General features: G+C 68.0%; 12 protein-coding genes. 8 read left to right on the top strand and 4 right to left on the bottom strand.

What is annotated here, in order from left to right:
* Positions 1-19 precede the first annotated feature (19 nt).
* Positions 20-685: a DUF2306 domain-containing protein gene (locus ABZX92_RS21785; RefSeq protein ID WP_355562164.1), complete on the bottom strand. Its 666-nt coding sequence runs from the start codon at positions 683-685 to the stop codon at positions 20-22.
* A gap of 148 nt (positions 686-833) precedes the next feature.
* Between ABZX92_RS21785 and ABZX92_RS21780 the strand changes: the two genes are divergently transcribed.
* Positions 834-2,441, top strand: coding sequence for a hypothetical protein (locus ABZX92_RS21780; RefSeq protein ID WP_355562161.1), 1,608 nt, complete (start codon positions 834-836; stop codon positions 2,439-2,441).
* Here the strand turns inward: ABZX92_RS21780 and ABZX92_RS21775 are convergent.
* Positions 2,423-4,186, bottom strand: a complete 1,764-nt coding sequence (locus ABZX92_RS21775) for a tetratricopeptide repeat protein (protein WP_355562158.1) — start codon at positions 4,184-4,186, stop codon at positions 2,423-2,425. The two genes, ABZX92_RS21780 and ABZX92_RS21775, sit on opposite strands and share 19 nt — an antisense overlap.
* Positions 4,187-4,288: 102 nt before the next feature.
* On the opposite strand from ABZX92_RS21775, the gene ABZX92_RS21770 reads away from it, so the two are divergent.
* Together ABZX92_RS21770 and ABZX92_RS21765 are read left to right on the top strand one after the other, a co-directional pair.
* Complete coding sequence (locus tag ABZX92_RS21770; protein ID WP_355562155.1) at positions 4,289-4,708, top strand: DUF2690 domain-containing protein; 420 nt, start codon at positions 4,289-4,291, stop codon at positions 4,706-4,708.
* Positions 4,709-4,784: 76 nt separating this feature from the next.
* Positions 4,785-5,216: a hypothetical protein gene (locus ABZX92_RS21765; protein ID WP_355562153.1), complete on the top strand. Its 432-nt coding sequence runs from the start codon at positions 4,785-4,787 to the stop codon at positions 5,214-5,216.
* Positions 5,217-5,232: 16 nt separating this feature from the next.
* On the opposite strand, the gene ABZX92_RS21760 is transcribed toward ABZX92_RS21765, so the two are convergent.
* Entirely contained in the window at positions 5,233-7,905 is a 2,673-nt protein-coding gene (locus ABZX92_RS21760; RefSeq protein WP_355562150.1) for a BTAD domain-containing putative transcriptional regulator, read from the bottom strand.
* 59 nt (positions 7,906-7,964) lie between these two features.
* Here ABZX92_RS21760 and ABZX92_RS21755 point away from each other — a divergent pair, with 59 nt between their 5' ends.
* The 5 genes from ABZX92_RS21755 (at position 7,965) to ABZX92_RS21735 (ending at position 16,094) form a co-directional block, all read left to right on the top strand.
* Entirely contained in the window at positions 7,965-8,420 is a 456-nt protein-coding gene (locus ABZX92_RS21755) for a (2Fe-2S)-binding protein (RefSeq protein WP_355562237.1), read from the top strand.
* A gap of 8 nt (positions 8,421-8,428) precedes the next feature.
* On the top strand, positions 8,429-10,243 hold the full coding sequence (locus ABZX92_RS21750; protein ID WP_355562147.1) for a molybdopterin cofactor-binding domain-containing protein: 1,815 nt from the start codon (positions 8,429-8,431) through the stop codon (positions 10,241-10,243).
* A 130-nt stretch (positions 10,244-10,373) separates the two neighbouring features.
* Positions 10,374-12,503 carry a diguanylate cyclase gene (locus ABZX92_RS21745; protein WP_355562144.1) on the top strand — a complete coding sequence of 710 codons (2,130 nt, stop codon included), beginning with the start codon at positions 10,374-10,376 and terminating at the stop codon, positions 12,501-12,503.
* A 27-nt stretch (positions 12,504-12,530) separates the two neighbouring features.
* On the top strand, positions 12,531-14,504 hold the full coding sequence (locus tag ABZX92_RS21740) for an amino acid transporter (RefSeq protein WP_355562141.1): 1,974 nt from the start codon (positions 12,531-12,533) through the stop codon (positions 14,502-14,504).
* An 87-nt stretch (positions 14,505-14,591) separates the two neighbouring features.
* Positions 14,592-16,094 carry a tannase/feruloyl esterase family alpha/beta hydrolase gene (locus tag ABZX92_RS21735; protein ID WP_355562138.1) on the top strand — a complete coding sequence of 501 codons (1,503 nt, stop codon included), beginning with the start codon at positions 14,592-14,594 and terminating at the stop codon, positions 16,092-16,094.
* Here ABZX92_RS21735 and pip read toward each other — a convergent pair.
* Positions 16,091-17,038 carry a prolyl aminopeptidase gene (pip, locus tag ABZX92_RS21730; protein WP_355562135.1) on the bottom strand — a complete coding sequence of 316 codons (948 nt, stop codon included), beginning with the start codon at positions 17,036-17,038 and terminating at the stop codon, positions 16,091-16,093. The genes ABZX92_RS21735 and pip overlap by 4 nt on opposite strands.
* Positions 17,039-17,397: the final 359 nt, after the last annotated feature.

The following is a 17,397-nucleotide window of genomic DNA, read 5'->3' as shown; positions in this document are numbered from 1 at the left end:
GACGGTAGTCGTCAAGCCGTCACGCGGGAACGGTTTCACGCTGTTCGACCTGGGCACGTGCCTTGCGCCGGGGCTTGCGCTCCAGCCACCACTGCGAGATCAGCAGCGGGATCGTCCACCCCGCCCAGGTCGAGATCCCGGCGATCGTGTTCGGCAGCTCCGCCTCGGGCACGCGGTCCGCCAGCAGCAGGAACGCGACCACGCCCCAGATCCGGTTGGTGATGATCGAGAGGGTCAGGACGAAGCTGCGGATCATCCACTTGCCGTGGTCGCGGAACTGCCGTTGCAGCGCCGCGCGCCACGCCAGCGTCGTGAAGAGCAGCCACATGAGGGCCAGCAGCACGTTGCTCACCATGGCGACCGGGCCGAACGGCGTCTTCCAGCCGACGACCAGGCCCGCCAGCCCGGCGGGGAGCACACCGGCCAGCACGTAGACCCGGCCGATGCGGCGGTGCCACGCGGGGAAGCGGCTGCGGAACCACGGCCAGATCTGGACGACGCACGTGATGATGGCGATCGACGCGCAGACGACGTGCACCACCAGCAGGGGATAGTGCGGTCCCCAGTCCGACTGCACACGGGCCGCCGTGCGGTCACCGGTCAGATAGGGCGGCAGCGAGAAAGCCACGAACGCCACCACCACGAAGGCCAACGGACCTACCCAAGGCTTGCGCAACCACGTCATGACGCCACGATCGCGAACGCCGCTGACCGATCACGCACCGCTCGCTGACGTCCCGGAGATTCCAGGCCGGTTGGATCTACCGGCCTGACCATGATCTGTCCACTGATTGGTCGTTTCGCGAACGGTCCAGCGGCTCCAAACTGGCGCGATGACTCCCGAGTCGTTGGCCGCCGTCCTCGACACGATGCCGGAGCAGCGGCAGGTCATCGCCGACGGCGAGGCCACCGCGGAGACGTACGAGGCCGTCGCCCTGCGGGTGGCGGTCTTCGAGGCGCGGGACAAGGGCTGTACCGAGTTCGCCGTGATGGGCGACGACTGGGCCACGTTGCAGGACCACGTGATGACGTGCCCGATCTGCAAGCCGGCGGACCCGAAACGGCTGCGCGAACGCGTCGAGTACCTGGCGCCGGGCGTGGTCGCGGTGCACGAGGACGAGGACCGCAAGCTGCTGGCGTTCCTGAGCAGTCCGGCTCGCGTCGTGTCCGATGTGGTGACCAGGCCGGTCAGGGCGCTGACCGACCTCATGACCAAGGCCGGGCCGATGGCGTCCGACCCGCAGATCTGGAAGGCGGCGGTGGCCGTCGTGGGGCTGGTGGTGTTCCTGCTCGCGGTGCCGAGCTCCGAACGGGTCGAACCGCAGGACGAGCGGGTCGAGGCCGCGCCGCTGCCGGGCAGCCCCGAGCACACGGCCGCCACCACTCCGCCGCCGGCGGGTCCGTCGGCGCCGCCGCCCACCGCGGGCCCCACCGTCACGTCGGGGCAGACGATCATCGTTCCGGCACCGCCGGGCACCTCGGCCACAACACAGCAGCAACAACAACAGCCGCGCCCAGGAACGTCCACACCGGACGGTGCACACGGTCCGACCACGTGGGCCTATGCGAGCACGCCCGACTATGCCTACAACCAGGCGGTCGGGCAGCAGGTCGAGCTGCACCGGCAGTGGCAGTGGGGAACCTGGCGCCGCAACGGCGTCGAGCGGTACATCACGTTGATCAGGACCGCCGAAGGCGCCTACGAGGTGCGGCTGCCCGAGGTCGGCACCGGCGGCACGGTGCACGTCGCGCTGAGCAACGGCTGGGGCTACTACGAACCGGCCTCGTGCCAGACCTCGGGCACGCGCACCGACGGACGGGATCTGCTCGTCGACGTCGCCTGCTTCGCTCCGAACGGGACGAGGAAGAACCTCCCGTTCGTCATCGTGTTCGCCAGCGACGGTCCAGCCGTGGCCTACCGCGGCGGTGCGCCGGGAGTCGTCCGCACAGGACCCGGCCAGTACGACGTGACCACGTTGGGCGGCAACGGTTTCGCGATGGTCTCACCGGTAGGCCAGAGCCGGGCGCGCTGCCGGACGACCGTCGAGCCCGCGCGCGTCCGGGTCGCCTGCGACGCCGAGACGGACTGGAACCTCACCTACACGCAGAACGCCGCGATCCACCACGACCCGTCCGCGTCGGCCGCCTACCTCGAGACGGGCAACGCCAGGTCGTGGACCAGCAACGGCGAGACGCCCGCGGTGACGCGCAAGAGTCTGGGCTTCTACGAGGTCCAGTACGCGCAGATCGGCAACCCGAAGGTCTATCCCGCCGACGCGGTGCTGGTCAGCGCGAGCGGGCCGGACGCGAGGTACTGCCGGATCTGGGCGTGGAACGGGTACTCGACCCCGCCGGGTGTGCTGGTGCAGGTCCGCTGCTACGACCAGGCGGGCGCGGCCGCGGACTCGTCGTTCGCCCTGGCCTACCTGCGAAGTCCATGATCCGCAGCGAGGTACAGCGACTCGGCTTGTTGCATCCGCCGCGCCGCCTCCTCGACGAACCCCGCTTCCTTCAACGCGCGTGCGGCGTCGGCGAGCAGCTCCTTGTCCCGCAACCTGACGGCGTGGTCCGCGGCCCGGCCGAACCAGCTGAGCGTCTCCGGTGAGGAGATGGCCAGGTGGGCCAGCCCCATGTTCAGCAGGCAGTCACCGTCCACAAAGGACTCCAGTGCCGCCGAGTAGCAGCGGATCGCCTCCGGGAACGCCCGTGCCCGCTGGTGCACGTTGCCCATCCCGTTGTAGGCCCGGCCGAGCCGCACGACGTCACCGATCCGCTCGCACACGTCCAGGGCCTGCTCGTAGTAGCGGATCTCGCCGGTGGCCCGCCCCAGGCTCAGCAACGCCCGTGCCTCACCGGCGGCGTCACCAGAAGCGACCCGACCGGCCAGCACCTCCTTGAAGAGGTCGACGGCCTCGTCCACCTTGCCGCGCTCCAAACACAAATTGGCCAGCCCGGTCAACGCGCGAGGCTCCCGGTGCAGCTCCAAAGCCCGCGAGTGGCACTTCAGCGCCTCCTGCAGGTTGCCGCGGTCGAACCACGCGTGCCCGAGATGCGCGAGCGCCACCGCCTCCGCGTGCCGGTCCTCCAGCGCACGAGCCGCCGAGACCGCCGCCGTCTGCACCTGCACCGACATCTCGTCGACCAGCAGCGAGGCAAGCGCGAGCCGTCGCCGATCATCTGCCACGAACACCGCGGCCATCGCGTTCTCGGTCTCGACGCCCGCCACCCGCACGTAGTGATCGAGCAGACGCCCCAGCGCGGAAGGGTCTCGCGGCTCCAGCGTCCGCGCGTACTCCCGCAGCAGGGAGTGCATCGAGATCCGGTCGCCCGGCGCGTTCTCCAGCAGGTGCAGTCGCAGCAGCTGGTTGCGCGACTGACGCACGTCACCACCTGCCAGCGCGTTCAGCGCGGTGATCGAGAACTCGCGCTCGAACCCGTCGCCGAGCAGCCGGAACACGCGGGCATCCGCGGCGGAGAGCTGCTGGTAGGCCCACGAGAACGCGTCGTGCACGTCTCCGCGTTCGGCCGGGATCTCCTCGACCAGCGCGGCGAGCGTGGCCGTCGCGCGCAAACCAGCGAACTCGGCGGCGACGACCAGTGCCAGCGGCAGCCCGTGACACGCCTGCGCGAAAGCACGCACCGCCTCGGGTTCATCGTCGACGCGGGAACCGAGCCGGGCTCGCAGCAACACCCGCGAGTCCTCGGGGCTCATCGGCCCGAGGACGACCCCGCCGAGCCGTTCCCGGCTGGTCGCGATCACGCTCCGGAACACCGCGAGGTCGTGCCGCTTGCTGACGTTGTCCAGCACGAACAACACCCGCCGGGTGCCGAGCACCTCGTGCAGCTGGGCCCGCGGCGAGGCCCACAGCCCGATGCCGTCGTGCGTGAGCGCCCGGATGAACGCGGCCAGCACCTCGTCCATCGTGCGTTCGGAGAGGTCGGCGTACAGCTGCCCGTCGGGGAACAGGTCCGCTGCCGAGTGCGCGAGCCGCAGCGCCAGCGTCGTCTTGCCCGTTCCCGGCGGCCCGGACAACATCGCGACTCCGCTGTCCTCCAGTGCTGCCCGCAACGCCGCCAGCTCGTCGGCACGCCCGTGCACCACCGGATCGGCGCCCAGCTGTCGCACCGCGCGCGTGGGCAGGCCCAGCGCGGGGAAGGCGTTCCTCGCCTCCAACGGGTTCTGCACGGACACGAACGTAGCGTTGTACTGCGGTTCTGACACCCCGCTGACACCTGGACGGGTGCACCTGTCAGGTCGTTGTGAGCGCCGCTCGGCAAGGTCAGCGGCATGAAGTCGACAGCCCTGATCGCCGCGGCCGCGCTGACGCTCCTCGTCGCGCCGGACGCGCAGGCGGCGTCCTGCAGCGGTCGCTCCTGCAACGACAAGGACCCGGTCGCCGCCGGATGCGCCGGCAGCACGACGGTCGCCGACACCGCGGACATGTTCGCCGGTGGCACGGCCGAGCTGCGCTGGTCGCCGGGCTGCAAGACGAACTGGGTGCGCGTCTCGAACTACTCCGGCGGTGGCTCGGCACTGCGCATCACCGTGTGGACGAGCAGCGACCACGTCGGCTTCGTCGCGCCGGGAACGCCCGGCAACCACTGGGGAAACATGGTCTACGCGCCCGGCTGCGCTCGTGGCGAGGTGCTCTACGTCGACTCCGACGGCATCCACCGCACTGCCCGGCTCCAGTCGAGCGACTGCTGAGGGGGCGCGCCATGACCGGCTACATCACCGACTGATGTCCCACAGACCTGCTGCAAGAAACCATTGAGGGAGAAGCATGTTCAGCAAGATCGCCAGCACGCTCGGTGCGGCAGTCGTCGTCGGTGGCGCGATGCTCGGGATCACTGCGACCGCACACGCCGAGTCGGCGCCCGGTTGTGGCCCGGTGACACAGATCGGTTCCACCGCGTACATCACGAGCGGTGGCACCAACATCGGTTCTGTCAAGCAGTTCAAGGGCTGTGGCAAGAACTGGGCCTACACCTACGTGTGGGAGGGCTTCCGCAGCTCGCACAACAGCTGGTACGTCTGCACCTCCGTGGCCAAGGAGAAGCCGGGCAACGACGACCTCGTCGACCTGAACTGCACCAGCAACAAGGCCGACAACTGGTCCTCCGGTGCGAACACGCTCTCCGACTGCACGCACGCGGTCGGCAACATCCAGTGGGGCTCCAACGAGCCGATGGCCCGCACGAGCACCCGCTGCTGATGACTGCCGCCAGTTCCTAGCTGATCACGCTGTCCAACAGGGTGTCTCTACGCAGACCGGGTGTGCCGAGCAGTTCGGCCGCCCGGTCCGCGTGCTTTTCCATCCCTGCCTTGCCGAGCATCCGCCGCGCGACACCCTCGCCGTACCGGTCGCCGCGAGCGCTGGTGATCTCCAGGCAGCGCTCGGCGTCCTTTGCGGCCTGCTCCGGGTTTCCGATCGCCAGCAGCACTTCCGCGCGGCACAAAAGAGCCTGCCACTCGTCGTTGTGCTCACCCGTCGCCCGGCACAGCTCGATGCACTCGTCCAGCGCGGTCAAAGCCTCGTCCAGGCGGCCGAGCTTGAACAAAGCCTGACCCTGAGAAGCCAACGCATAGGCCGTGCCAGCCGCATCCTCGTCCTGCCGAGCAAACGCCAGGCTGTCGTTGGCCGCTTCCAAGGCCTGCTCATAACGTCCGGCAACCTGATGCACCTGGGCCAGCGCGGAGAGCGGAACCCGTTGCGCACCAGCGGGTCCGTGCTCCTCGATGAGCTTGACGGCCTGAGCGAGAGTGTCCGATGCCTGGTCGAGCTGGCCCAGTTCACGTTGGATCGTGCCGATTCCCGCGAGCGCACGACCCTGTCCGAACGGGTCGTCGGCCCGCGCCTGCAGCACTTCCTCCAGCTGAGCGCGAGCTGTCTCGAACGAGCCGATCCTGCGGTTCGCCGCGGACTGCACCAGAAGCGCGGTCTGCAACGCGGCCGAGGTGCCGATCGTGCGCGCAGCCTGAAGTGCGATCTGGCCGAGCTCGATCAGGTCGGCGACTCTGTCTTGTTTGAACAGATGCGGGTACAGCATGTGCGCGATGGCCAGGGCATGATCGGCCAGCGCGGGTTCGGTCATCGTGGAACGCGCCGCCGCCAGCAGGTTCTCGGCCTCGTCCGTCAGCCACTGCAACGGTTCGTCGAGGTCCTGCTGGGTGGCCGAGTTCGTCAGGGCGCCGTACGCGTGCGGCCGCAGTTTCTTCAACGCGGCGGTGAGAGTCTCGCGGTAGTGCGTCAACGCACGGGTCAGCGCGTCGTGCTTCTCGGAGTTGGGATGCTCGGCCCCGAAGAGCCGCAGCAGGTCGTGCACCCGATACCGCTCCGGCCCGCACGGTTCCACGAGCTTGGCGTCCACCAACGGATCCAGCACGCGATCCACGTCGTCCTGCCCGAGCAACGCCTGCGCGGTCGACTCGCTCACCGTCGGCACGTTGAGGCAGCACAACAGGATGAACGCCCTGGTGGACCGCTCGTCCAGCCCCTCGAAACTGAGCTGGAAGCTCGTCCGCACACCGAGGTCGTCGAAGTTCAGCTCGTCCAGCCGATGCCGCTGGTCCGCGAGCCTCTTCGCGAGTGTCGCCGTCGTCCAGTCCGGCCGTGACCGCAGCCGCGCGGCCGCGATCGTCAACGCGAGCGGCAGGTAGTCGCAGGCCCGGGCGACCTGCCGAGCCGCGTCGCCGTCGGAACCGAGCAGCCTGACCGCGTCCTCCTCGGCCAGCGGATCGAGCCGGACGTGCTGCGCGCTCAGCGTCGCGAGCATCCGGCGGCTGGTGATCAGCACGGTCGAGCCCGCCTCACCGGGCAGCAACGGGCCGACCTGAGCCGCGTCCACCGCGTTGTCCAGCAGGATCAGCACTTTGCGCCGGGCCAGCGTCGACCGGTACAACGCGGCGGCTTCCGACGTGTCCGTGGGCACGGCGAGAGGTGGCGTGCCGAGCGCGCGCAGGAACCGGCGCAGCACCTCGGCGGACGACAGCGGCGAACGGCCGGGCGTGGCGCCGTGCAGGTCCACGTACAGCTGACCGTCCGGGAAACGTTCGGCCATCGCGTGCGCCGCCGCGGTCGCGAGAGCGCTCTTGCCCTGCCCGCCAGGCCCGTGCACGGCGATCACGGTCTCCGCGGACCCGGTGATCAGCGAGATCTCGGCTCGCCGCCCGACGAACGGTTCCGGCGCCTTGGGCAGTTCGCGCGGCACGGCCGGGATGTCACCCTGCAGGATCGCCGCGTGCAGGTCCTTGAGCTCCTGCCCCGGATCGAGCCCGAGCTCGTCGGCCAGGTGCCGCCTGCCCTCGTCGTACACCCGCAGCGCGTCCGCCTGCCGTCCGCTGCGGTGCAACGCCACCATGAGCGCGCCGCGCAGCCGTTCCCTGGTCGGGTGTTCGGTGACGTACCCGGTCAGCTCGCCGGTGACCTCGTGGTGACGGCCTTCGGAGATCGCTTTGTCGACCCGTCGCTCGATCGCGGCGAGGCGCTCCTCCTCCAGCTGGTTCGCGAGCTGCGTGTTCGTCGTCAGCTCGGCCAGCGCCGGACCGCGCCAGTGACTCAGCGCCTCGTCCGGATCTTCGGCCTCGCGGAACAGCTGCAGGTCGAGCGACCGGTCCGGGATGTCGAGCCGGTAGCCCTGCCGCGACCACTCCAGCGAGACGCCCGGCAGGTCCTTGAGAGCCCGCCTGAGCTGCGACACGTGCACCTGCACGGCCTTGCGAGCACTGGCCGGCGGGTCGCCGTCCCACAAGATCGACATGAGGTGGTCGACGCTGACGGTCTGGCCGGCGTGCAGGAGCAGGAGAACCAGAACCTGGCGCGGCTGACCTGCGGAGATGCGCACGTCCCGCCGCCCGTGCGTGACGAGCAGCGGCCCAAGCACCCCGAACCGAACGCCGTCCACGCAGGCAACGATATCCCGTCTATAACGGTGTTGCGGCCGCTACGCTCGGTGAGGTGACCATGCACCGGCTGCACATCAACGGTGAGATCCGCGAGGTCGAGGCCGACCCGGAGACCCCGCTGCTCTGGGTCCTGCGCGACCGCCTCGGCCTGACCGGCACGAAGTACGGCTGCGGCGTCGGTTTCTGCGGGGTGTGCACGTCCATAGTGGACGGCCAGGCCTTCAAGCCGTGTCAGCACACCGTGGCGGACATGGCCGAGCAGGACGTGCTGACCATCGAAGGCGTCGAGGACCACCCGGTGCAACGCGCGTGGCTGGACGAGGACGTCACGCAGTGCGGCTACTGCCAGCCCGGCCAGATCATGGCGACCATCGCGTTGCTGGCCAAGCACCCCGACCCGACCGACGAGGACATCGACGAGGCGTTGCGGGACAACATCTGCCGATGCGGCACCTATCCCAGGATCCGCAAGGCCATCAGGAACGCCGTGGCGCGGATGAAGGCCGAGGCGTGAACACTCCTATGGGAAATCCATTTGTGCGGATCGACGCCGAGTCCGGCCGGATCACGGTCACCGTCCCGGTGCCGGACACGGGGCAAGGTGTGCGCACCGCCGTCGCGATGATGGTCGCGGAGGAGCTGAGGGTCCCGGTCGAGAGCCTCGCGATCGAACAGGCGGAGGGCGACCCGGACACCTACGGCCCGCAGATGTCCGCCAACTCCAACACGATGCAGCGCGTCCACGAGCCGATCCGCACGGCCGCGGCCACTGTCCGCCACCTGCTGGTCAAGGCGGCCGCGCGCCGCTGGCAGGTCGCGGAGGCCGAATGCCGTGCAGTCGACGGTTTCGTGCGGCACGGCGACTCGCGGTTCAGCTATCGGGAACTGGCCGAGGAAGCTGCGACTCTCACGCCGGGCGAGGTCGAGCTGACACCGCGGGACGAGTGGCAGGTGCTCGGAAACCCGGCGGTCAAACGGGTGGACCAGGACGCGATCGTCACGGGCAGGCTCGCCTACGCCATCGACCAGGCGTCCGACCTGGTCGCGGTGATCGCCAGGCCGCCGTGGATCGGCGCAGCCCCAACGGATTTCGACGCCACCGACGTCCGCGACGCCGAAATCGTCCGGTTGGACAACGGCTTCGCGCTGCTGGCAGAGGACACCTACACCGCGATCAAGGCGCGCGAAAATCTCAAAACGTCCTGGCAGGGCGGTTTTCCGGACGCGGACAGCGACCAGTGGCTGGCGGAGCTCGAAGCCGCTTTGCCGACAGGAAATACGCCATCGGGTGAGTTCATCGAAAAGATCTTCGTCACCCCGATGCTCGCCCACGCGCCGATGGAACCCCCGACGGCGACGGCGAAAGTCGACGGCGACGCGGTGACGCTGTGGGCGCCGGTACAAGCTCCTGACCTGATGCGCAATCTTCTGGCAGAAGACTTCGCGACGGTGCGGGTGATCCCGACGCGAGCCGGTGGCGCGTTCGGGCGGAAGTTCGAGACCGACTTCGTCCTGGAAGCAGTCCAACTCGCACGGCACACCGGCAAGACGGTGAAAGTGCTGTGGACGAGAGACGACGACATCCAGCACGACTCGTACCGTCCATTGTCGGTCCATCGCGTACGAGCAACGGTCAACGACGAAGGACTACCCGTCTGGCGAGATCACGCCGTTTCCACCTGGCCTCTGTCGTCCATGCTGGATGCCACGAGCAACCCGCAGATGTTGAAGATGATGTCGGCCGGCAAGTATCCCTACGACGTACCGGGAGAGACGCACTTCGCCATCACGCCCCCACCGATCAGAACCGGGTTCTGGCGCAGTGTCTACGCAGGTCAGTTGGTTTATGCGGACGAGATGTTCCTGAGTGGCCTGGAGATGGCGCACAACCAGGTGGAACGCCGGTTGAGGCTGCTGGCCGACCAGCGGGTCAGAAAGGTTCTGGAAGCCGCTGCGGAAGCGCACGACGGCGAGCCACAAGCCGTTGCCTGCCATCGCGACTACGGATCGGTCATCGCGGTGATCGCTGAAACGAGGCACGACGGCCGTACGAAAATCACCGCGGCGGTCGACGTGGGCACCGCACTGCACCCGTCGGGTGTCCGCCAACAGGTCGAAGGCGCGATCATGGACGCCATCTCGGTGGCACAAGGCGCACGAATCACCGTCAGACAGGGAAAAGTCGTGCAAAAATCGTTCGGGGACTACCCGTGGGCGCGCATCGGCGACACACCCGAGATCGAGGTCGCCGTGGTGGCTTCGGACGCACCCGTGGGCGGATTGGGTGAGCTGGCGTACCCGGCTGCCGCAGCGGCACTCGGATTTCTTTCACGCTGAAAACAGAACAGGGATTTGCGGTAGCGTTCGTATTAGTGGGTCACCTCATTGGAGTAACGGCGGTGCCGCGATCATCCCGAGTCGGGCATCATCACCGTGCTCGACCATGTCGTAGAACGAGGGGTCTCGTGTGACCATCTTCCGTACCGGCCAGACCGGAGTGTGGTGGATGTACCTGGTGGCAGGTCACCTGCTGCTGGGTGTCTACTACCTGATTCCGGTCAGCCCTGCGGGGACAACGGGACAAACGGTGCGGGTGGTGCTCTACTGCACGATCAGCGCCTCGGCCGCGATCGCGACATTCTGGGGTGTCAGGCACAACCGGCCCCAATGGCGGCGGCCATGGGTGTTCCTCGCACTCAGCCAGGTCGTTTACGCGATGGCCGACCTCACGTTCTACACATCGCACTACGTCTTCCAGTACGACGTTTACCCCTCGTACGCGGACATCTTCTACCTCGGGCATTACCCGTTGATGGTCGCCGGGGTGATCCTGCTGATCCGCCGCCGCGCGCCGGGACTCGACCTGCCGAGCCTGCTCGACGCGGCCGTCCTGGCGGTCGTCGCGGGCATGGCTTCCTGGCTCTACGTGATCGGCCCGCAGGCGCGGCTCACGTCGCCGGCGCTGGTGAAGATGGCGTCGCTCGGCTACCCGATGATGGATCTCGCGCTCTTCGTGGTGGCACTGCGTTTAATCTTCGGCGCCGGTCCGCGGCCCCGCGCGTTCGTCCTGCTGACGGCGAACCTGCTGGGAATCCTCACCGCGGACACGATCTACGTGCTGCAGCGGCTCGACGGCAGCTACCACGCCGGCAACTTCCTCGACGCGATCTGGTTGTCCGCCAACCTGTGCATCGGTGCGGCGGCACTGCACCCGACGATGGCGCGCCTGGTGGACCGCGCGCACGTCCAGGACGTCGGCCTGTCCCGCGGCCGGATCATCGCGCTGTGCTCGGCCGCGCTCGCCGCGCCGGTGCTGATGCTGATCCACGACGTCGGCCAGTCGTCGCAGGACGTCCTGGTGATCGCGGCGGGCAGCGCGCTGCTGTCGCTGCTGATCATCGCGCGGCTCGCCGGACTCGTGGCGGACCAGCGCAAGCTCGCGATCACCGACAGCCTGACCGGGTTGCACACCCGCAGGTTCTTCGAAGCCCAGCTGCCGTTGGAGATCGCTCGCGCGCGCCGCAACGACGGTTCCGTCGCGGTGTTCATCATCGACGTGGACCGCTTCAAGTCGATCAACGACAACTACGGCCACCCGGCGGGCGACGACGTGCTGATGGAGGTCGCGGGCCGGCTGCGCGCGGCGTCCCGGTCGGGTGAGGTGCTGGCGCGGTACGGCGGCGAGGAGTTCGCGCTGCTGGTGCCGGACGCCGGCCCCGGCCGGTTGTCCGTGATCGCGAACCGGCTGCGTGAACGGGTGGCGGAGAAGCCGATTCCGGTCAACGCGGGCAACGACGACATCCCGTTGTCGGTGACCGTGTCCGTCGGTTCGGCGAGCTTCCCGACACACGGCGACGGCCCGGACGACATCGTGGTGATCGCGGACCGCGCGCTGTACGCGGCGAAGGCGGCCGGGCGGAACCGGATCGCGGTCGGCCCGGAGCCGTTGCCCGCGGTCGATCCCGACACCGACGGCGCGATGGCGGAGTTCCTCTGCCAGGTCGCCGACCGGGTGGACGGGTGGCTGCACCGCTACGACCACAGCCGTTCGGTGTCGCGCTGGGCCGGCGTGGCGGCGGGGGAGTTCGGGCTCGACGCGCCGACCATCAGGATCACGCAGCTCGCCGGGCGCCTGCACGACATCGGCAAGGTCATCATTCCCGAGGTGGTGCTGACCAAGCCGGGCGCGTTGTCGGAGGAGGAGTGGCGGTTGCTGCGGCAACATCCCGACTTCGGCTACCGGCTCGCGCGGATGGTGCCGGGGTTCGCGGGCGTGGCGCACGTGATCAGGCAGCAGCACGAACGCTACGACGGCGACGGCTACCCGGACGGCCTGCGCGGCGCGGACATCCGGGCCGAGGCGCGCATCCTGTCCGTGTGCGTGGCTTGGGCCGCGATGCGGTCGAATCGTCCACACCAGACCGCACTGGACGAGAACCGGGCGCGGCGCGAACTGTGGGCCGGCCGCGGTGAGCAGTTCGACCCGGACGTCGTGGACCTCTTCCTGGATCTCCACACGCAGGGCAGCATCGGAACGTTGCGTCCGTCCGGATTGTCCGTTCAGGAGGCTGGTTTTCCGGCGGACTTCAGACCTTGATCACCTGGTGATGGCATGCTCTGCGCCATGAGCACGGAGTACGCCATCCCCGCAGAGGTGCCGAGCCCGGAACGTCCGGCGCCACCGGGAGGGCCGCTGGGGAAGTGGCTGCTCGCCGACCGAGTGGCACCGTCCGGTCCGGAGAGCGCCGAGTCGCACGCCAAGCCGCACGCGTGGTGGAAGGTCATGACGCTCACCGGCGTCGACTACTTCTCCACGCTGTCGTACCTGCCGGGTATCGCGGCCCTGGCGGCCGGCGCGCTGTCCCCGCTGGCGACGTTGCTCATCGTGGCGCTGACGCTGCTGGGCATGTTGCCGATGTACCGGCGGGTGGCGCGGGAGAGCCCGAACGGCCAGGGCTCGGTGGCGATGCTGGAGGACCTGCTGCCGTTCTGGCGCGGCAAGATCTTCGTGCTGGTGCTGCTCGGGTTCGTGGCGACCTCGTGGATCATCACGATCACGCTGTCCGCGGCCGACGCGTCCGTGCACGCGCTGGAGAACCCGTACGTTCCGGAGTCGTTGCACGGCTCCGAGATGATTCTGACGATCGTGCTGCTGCTGATTCTCGGCGGCGTGTTCCTGATGGGCTTCAGCGAGGCCGTGGGCGTCGCGATCCCGTTGGTGGCGGTGTTCCTGGTCCTGAACGCCGTGGTGGCCGTGGTGGGGCTCGTGGACGTCTTCGCGACGCCGGATGCCCTGGACCGCTGGATCTCCGCGCTGGGTGCGCACGGGGGCGGGTTCTTCGGCGTGGTCGGCCCGGCGATCTTGGCGTTTCCGTTGCTGGTGCTCGGTTTGTCCGGCTTCGAGACCGGTGTGTCGATGATGCCGCTGGTCGCCGCCGACGGGAAGACGCCGGAGGAGCGGCTGGAGAGCCGGGTGCGCAACACCCGCAAGCTGCTGACGACCGCCGCGTTGATCATGTCGGTGTACCTGATCGCGACGTCGTTCATCACGACCGTGCTGGTGCCGCAGGACAAGTTCGCTCCTGGTGGCCCGGCGAACGGTCGTGCGCTGGCCTACTTGGCGCACGAGCTGCTCGGCGAGGTGTTCGGCACCGTTTACGACATCTCGAGCATCCTGATCCTGTGGTTCGCGGGCGCGTCCGCGATGGCCGGCCTGATCAACATCGTGCCGCGCTACCTGCCTTCCTACGGCATGGCACCGGAATGGGGCCGCGCGGTCCGTCCGGTCGTGATCGTCTACACGCTCATCTGCATCATCATCACGATCATCTTCAAGGCCGACGTGAACGCACAGGCCGGCGCGTACGCCACCGGAATCCTGGCGATGATGGTGTCGGGTTCGTTCGCCGTCACCGTGTCCGCGTGGCGCAAGAAGCAGCGCGGCGCCACGATCGGCTTCACCGTGCTGACGCTGGTGCTGCTGTACGCGCTGGTGGAGAACGTGATCGAGAAGCCGGACGGCATCACCATCTCGTTCTTCTTCATCATCGGCATCGTGGCGATCTCGTTGGTGTCGCGGATTTCCCGCACCACCGAGCTGCGCGTCGACAAGATCAAGTTCGACGAGAAGGCGCGCGACTTCATCACCTACACCATCGAGAACGACGGCCGGATCACGTTGATCGCGAACCGCCGCCAGGACGGCGACAAGGCGGAGTACGACGAGAAGGAGACCGAGCAGCGCGGGATCAACCCCGTGCCGGGCAGCGCGGACGTGATCTTCCTGGAGATCGACATCGTCGACCCGTCGGCGTTCAGCAACGTGTTGTGCGTCCAGGGTGTCGAGGTGGACGGCCATCGCATCCTGCGCGCCTCCGCCCCCGCCGCGCCGAACGCGATCGCGGCGATCCTGCTGGCGTTGCGCGACTCGACCGGCGTGATCCCGCACGCGCACTTCGAATGGTCGGAAGGAAACCCGCTCGGCCACCTCTTCCGCTACCTGATCCTGGGCCGTGGAGATACGCCTCCGGTCGTACGCGAGATCATCCGCTCGGCTGAGTCGGATCCTTCCCGACGGCCACGCGTGCACGTCGGATAGCTGCCAGACTTCCCCACGTGCGTACGTCTGCTGGGGAAGGACGATATGTATCGGAAGTTGTTGGTATTCGGGGTTTCTGTTGTTCTGGTGGCAGCGGGGGTCGTGCCCGCTGCCGCGTCTGCCGGCGATCGCCCGGTGCGGTCGTGTGCGGATCTGGTGCGCACGTTCGACGTGCCTTCCGCGCGGACTCAGGTGACGTCGGCAGTGGTCGTTGCCGGTACGCCTGAGTTCTGCGATGTGCGCGGGACGATCGAGCCGCACGTGGGTTTCCAGCTGAAGCTGCCCACACACGGTTATCAGGGCCGCTATCTGCAGTACGGGTGTGGCGGGTTCTGCGGGATGATCGATGACCCGGCCTTTCCGCAGAAGTGCGGGCCGGCGTTCGGTGATGCCGCGGTGGCCGCGACCGACGACGGCCACCAGGTCCCGCCGCCGGGGTTCGACACCACCTGGGCCGCTGATGACCAGAAGGCCCGTGACGATCTCTTCTACCGCGCACCGCACGTGCTGTCGAAGGTCTCTCGGGCTGTGATCAAGGCTTTCTACGGCAAGGCGCCTTCTCGGTCCTACTTCAACGGCTGCTCGAACGGTGGCCGTGAGGGACTGCTGCTGGCGCAGCGCTACCCGCACGACTTCGACGGGATCATCGCGTCGGCACCGGCCGCGTACTACACCGCGTTGATCGGGTATCAGGCGTGGATCGCGCGGAACTCCATCCCGAACGAGAAGATCTTCGTGTTGCACAACGCGGTGATCGCGTCCTGTGACGGGCTCGACGGGTTGGTGGACGGGCAGATCGAGGATCCGCGGCTGTGTTCCTTTGATCCTGGCACGTTGGCCGGGCAGCTGACTCCGGATGAGATCGCTCGTGTGCGCCGCCTCTACGCCGGACCGTCCGATGGCGGTGTCCGGCTCTACCCCGGCGGCCAGGCCTACGGGTCGGAGATCTCGTGGACGTTCTGGCTCAACCCGTATCCGGGGTTCGGCCGGGGCTTCGCCGCCGAGTTGGCGGACAACGCGCTGAAGCACCTCGTGTACCCGATCGGGAAGCCTGGTTCGTCGCTGGAGTCGTTCGAGTTCACGGTGCGCGAGTTCCGGCGGCTGGTGCCGGAGACCGTGAAGGCGAACTCCTTGTCGCTGGACCTCTCCGAGTTCCGGCGTGCGGGCGGCAAGCTGATCATCTGGCACGGCGCGGACGACCAGGCCATCCCGTTCGAGGGCACGCTCGACTACTGGCAGCGCTTGACCGGTGGCCGTTCCTCGGACTGGGCGCGGCTGTTCGTCGTACCGTCGATGTGGCACTGCGGAGGCGGTGACACGCTGACCGAGTTCGACCCGTTCCACGCGCTGGTCTCGTGGGTCGAGGGTGGTGCCGCGCCTTCGCGGGTGATCGCTTCCGGTCGTGACGCCGCGGGCAACGTGGTGCGGACGCGGCCGGTGTTCCCGTATCCGTTGCGGGCTCGCTATGTCGGCTCGGGTTCTGTCGACGACGCTGCGAACTTCGTTGCCGCGCCTGGGTTCGGGTTCTCGGATCGGATCCGGTGGGCCGGTGAGGACCTGTACCACCGGCCCGGACCTGTTGCGCCCTAACGGAACTTGTCGATGGCGGCGGCGATGGCCTGGTCCATGCTGTTGCCCTCCATGATGAGGTGCCCGGCGTCGTTCAGGATCACCAGTTCGGCGTCGGGCCACCTCTTCGCGATCTCCCACGCGGTGCGCAGCGGTCCGCCGAAGTCGTTGCGGCCGTGGATGAGGATGCCCGGGATGCCCTTGAGCCGGTGGAGGTTGTCGAAGATGTAGGTCGGCTCCAGGAAGCAGTCCTGGCCCCAGTAGTGGGTGACGGTGCGGGCCAGCTGGTAGCGCGTCACCGGGTCCGCGTACCGGGTGCCCTCGAAGTCGTTGTCGCCGCCGGTGATGGTGGAGAGGTCCCACTTGTTCCAGTCCCACGCGGCCTTCTCGCGTACTTCCGGGTCTTCCGAGTTGAGCAGCTTGTTGTAGGCGAGGGCCAGGTTGCCGTCGCGGTCTTCCTCCGGGACGCCGTTCTGGAAGGCTTCGAAGTAGTCCGGGAAGAAGAGCCCCAGGCCACGGGTGATCCATTCGAGCTCTTCCGGGCGGCCTGCCGTCACCGCGGGGATGATGATCTCGCTGACGCGGTGCGGGTGCTGGATGGCGTAGGCGAGGGCCAGGGTCGAACCCCAGGAACCGCCTTCTACCAGCCATTTTTCTATGTTCAGGTGTTCGCGGAGTTTTTCGGCGTCGTCTATCAGGTGCTGGGTGGTGTTGAGCGACATGTCGGTTTGCGGGTCACTGGCCGGCGGGGTGCTTTTGCCGGACCCGCGTTGGGACCAGAGGACCAGCTTCCAGTGATCCGGGTCGAAGTCCTGGCGCCATCGGGTGTTGAGGCCGGAGCCTGGACCGCCGTGGAAGACGACTGCGGGCTTGCCGTCGGGGTTGCCGCTCACCTCGTAGTGGATTCGCTGGCCGTCGCCTACGTCGAGCATGCCCTGGTCGTAGGGCTCCACCTGTGGGTACATGGGGTGGAGGGTATTGAGGGTTGCTGGTTGGTCGCGCCTCAGTTTTGGGTGCGCTGTCGCGCGGGGGGCGGGCGGTCGGGTCGCCTTGCGTTGTTGGTCGCGTTTTAGAGAAATTAGACGAGCGTTGGTTGCGTCATCGCCGCTTCGCGACGATAGCGATTGGGCTTGACTTCGGGGCCCTTGCGAGGCGCTCTGTCGGGCGGAAAAGGGCGGATGCTTCGCACCCGTCCGATCCGCGAAACGGTAGCACCTCGCACCCGAAGTCAAGCCCAATCGCAGTCGTACGTGGGCATGTTGGCACCGTCGGTTTCAGCCATTACCGCTACTCATGCGGGCATCAGGCCTGTCCGGCTCGCTTC

Source organism: Lentzea sp. NPDC006480 (genome assembly GCF_040611995.1).
In the GTDB taxonomy this organism is placed as follows: Bacteria; Actinomycetota; Actinomycetes; order Mycobacteriales; family Pseudonocardiaceae; genus Lentzea.
The sequence above is the reverse complement of the archived record's forward strand: the minus strand, read 5'-3'. Positions and strand labels throughout refer to the sequence as shown.

Excerpts from the sequence above, each read along its gene's own strand:
- ABZX92_RS21785 (WP_355562164.1), bottom strand. The coding sequence starts at position 685 with ATGACGTGGTTGCGCAAGCCTTGGGTAGGTCCGTTGGCCTTCGTGGTG.
- ABZX92_RS21780 (WP_355562161.1), top strand. The coding sequence starts at position 834 with ATGACTCCCGAGTCGTTGGCCGCCGTCCTCGACACGATGCCGGAGCAG.
- ABZX92_RS21770 (WP_355562155.1), top strand. The coding sequence starts at position 4,289 with ATGAAGTCGACAGCCCTGATCGCCGCGGCCGCGCTGACGCTCCTCGTC.
- ABZX92_RS21765 (WP_355562153.1), top strand. The coding sequence starts at position 4,785 with ATGTTCAGCAAGATCGCCAGCACGCTCGGTGCGGCAGTCGTCGTCGGT.
- ABZX92_RS21755 (WP_355562237.1), top strand. The coding sequence starts at position 7,965 with ATGCACCGGCTGCACATCAACGGTGAGATCCGCGAGGTCGAGGCCGAC.
- ABZX92_RS21750 (WP_355562147.1), top strand. The coding sequence starts at position 8,429 with ATGGGAAATCCATTTGTGCGGATCGACGCCGAGTCCGGCCGGATCACG.
- ABZX92_RS21740 (WP_355562141.1), top strand. The coding sequence starts at position 12,531 with ATGAGCACGGAGTACGCCATCCCCGCAGAGGTGCCGAGCCCGGAACGT.
- pip (WP_355562135.1), bottom strand. The coding sequence starts at position 17,038 with ATGTACCCACAGGTGGAGCCCTACGACCAGGGCATGCTCGACGTAGGC.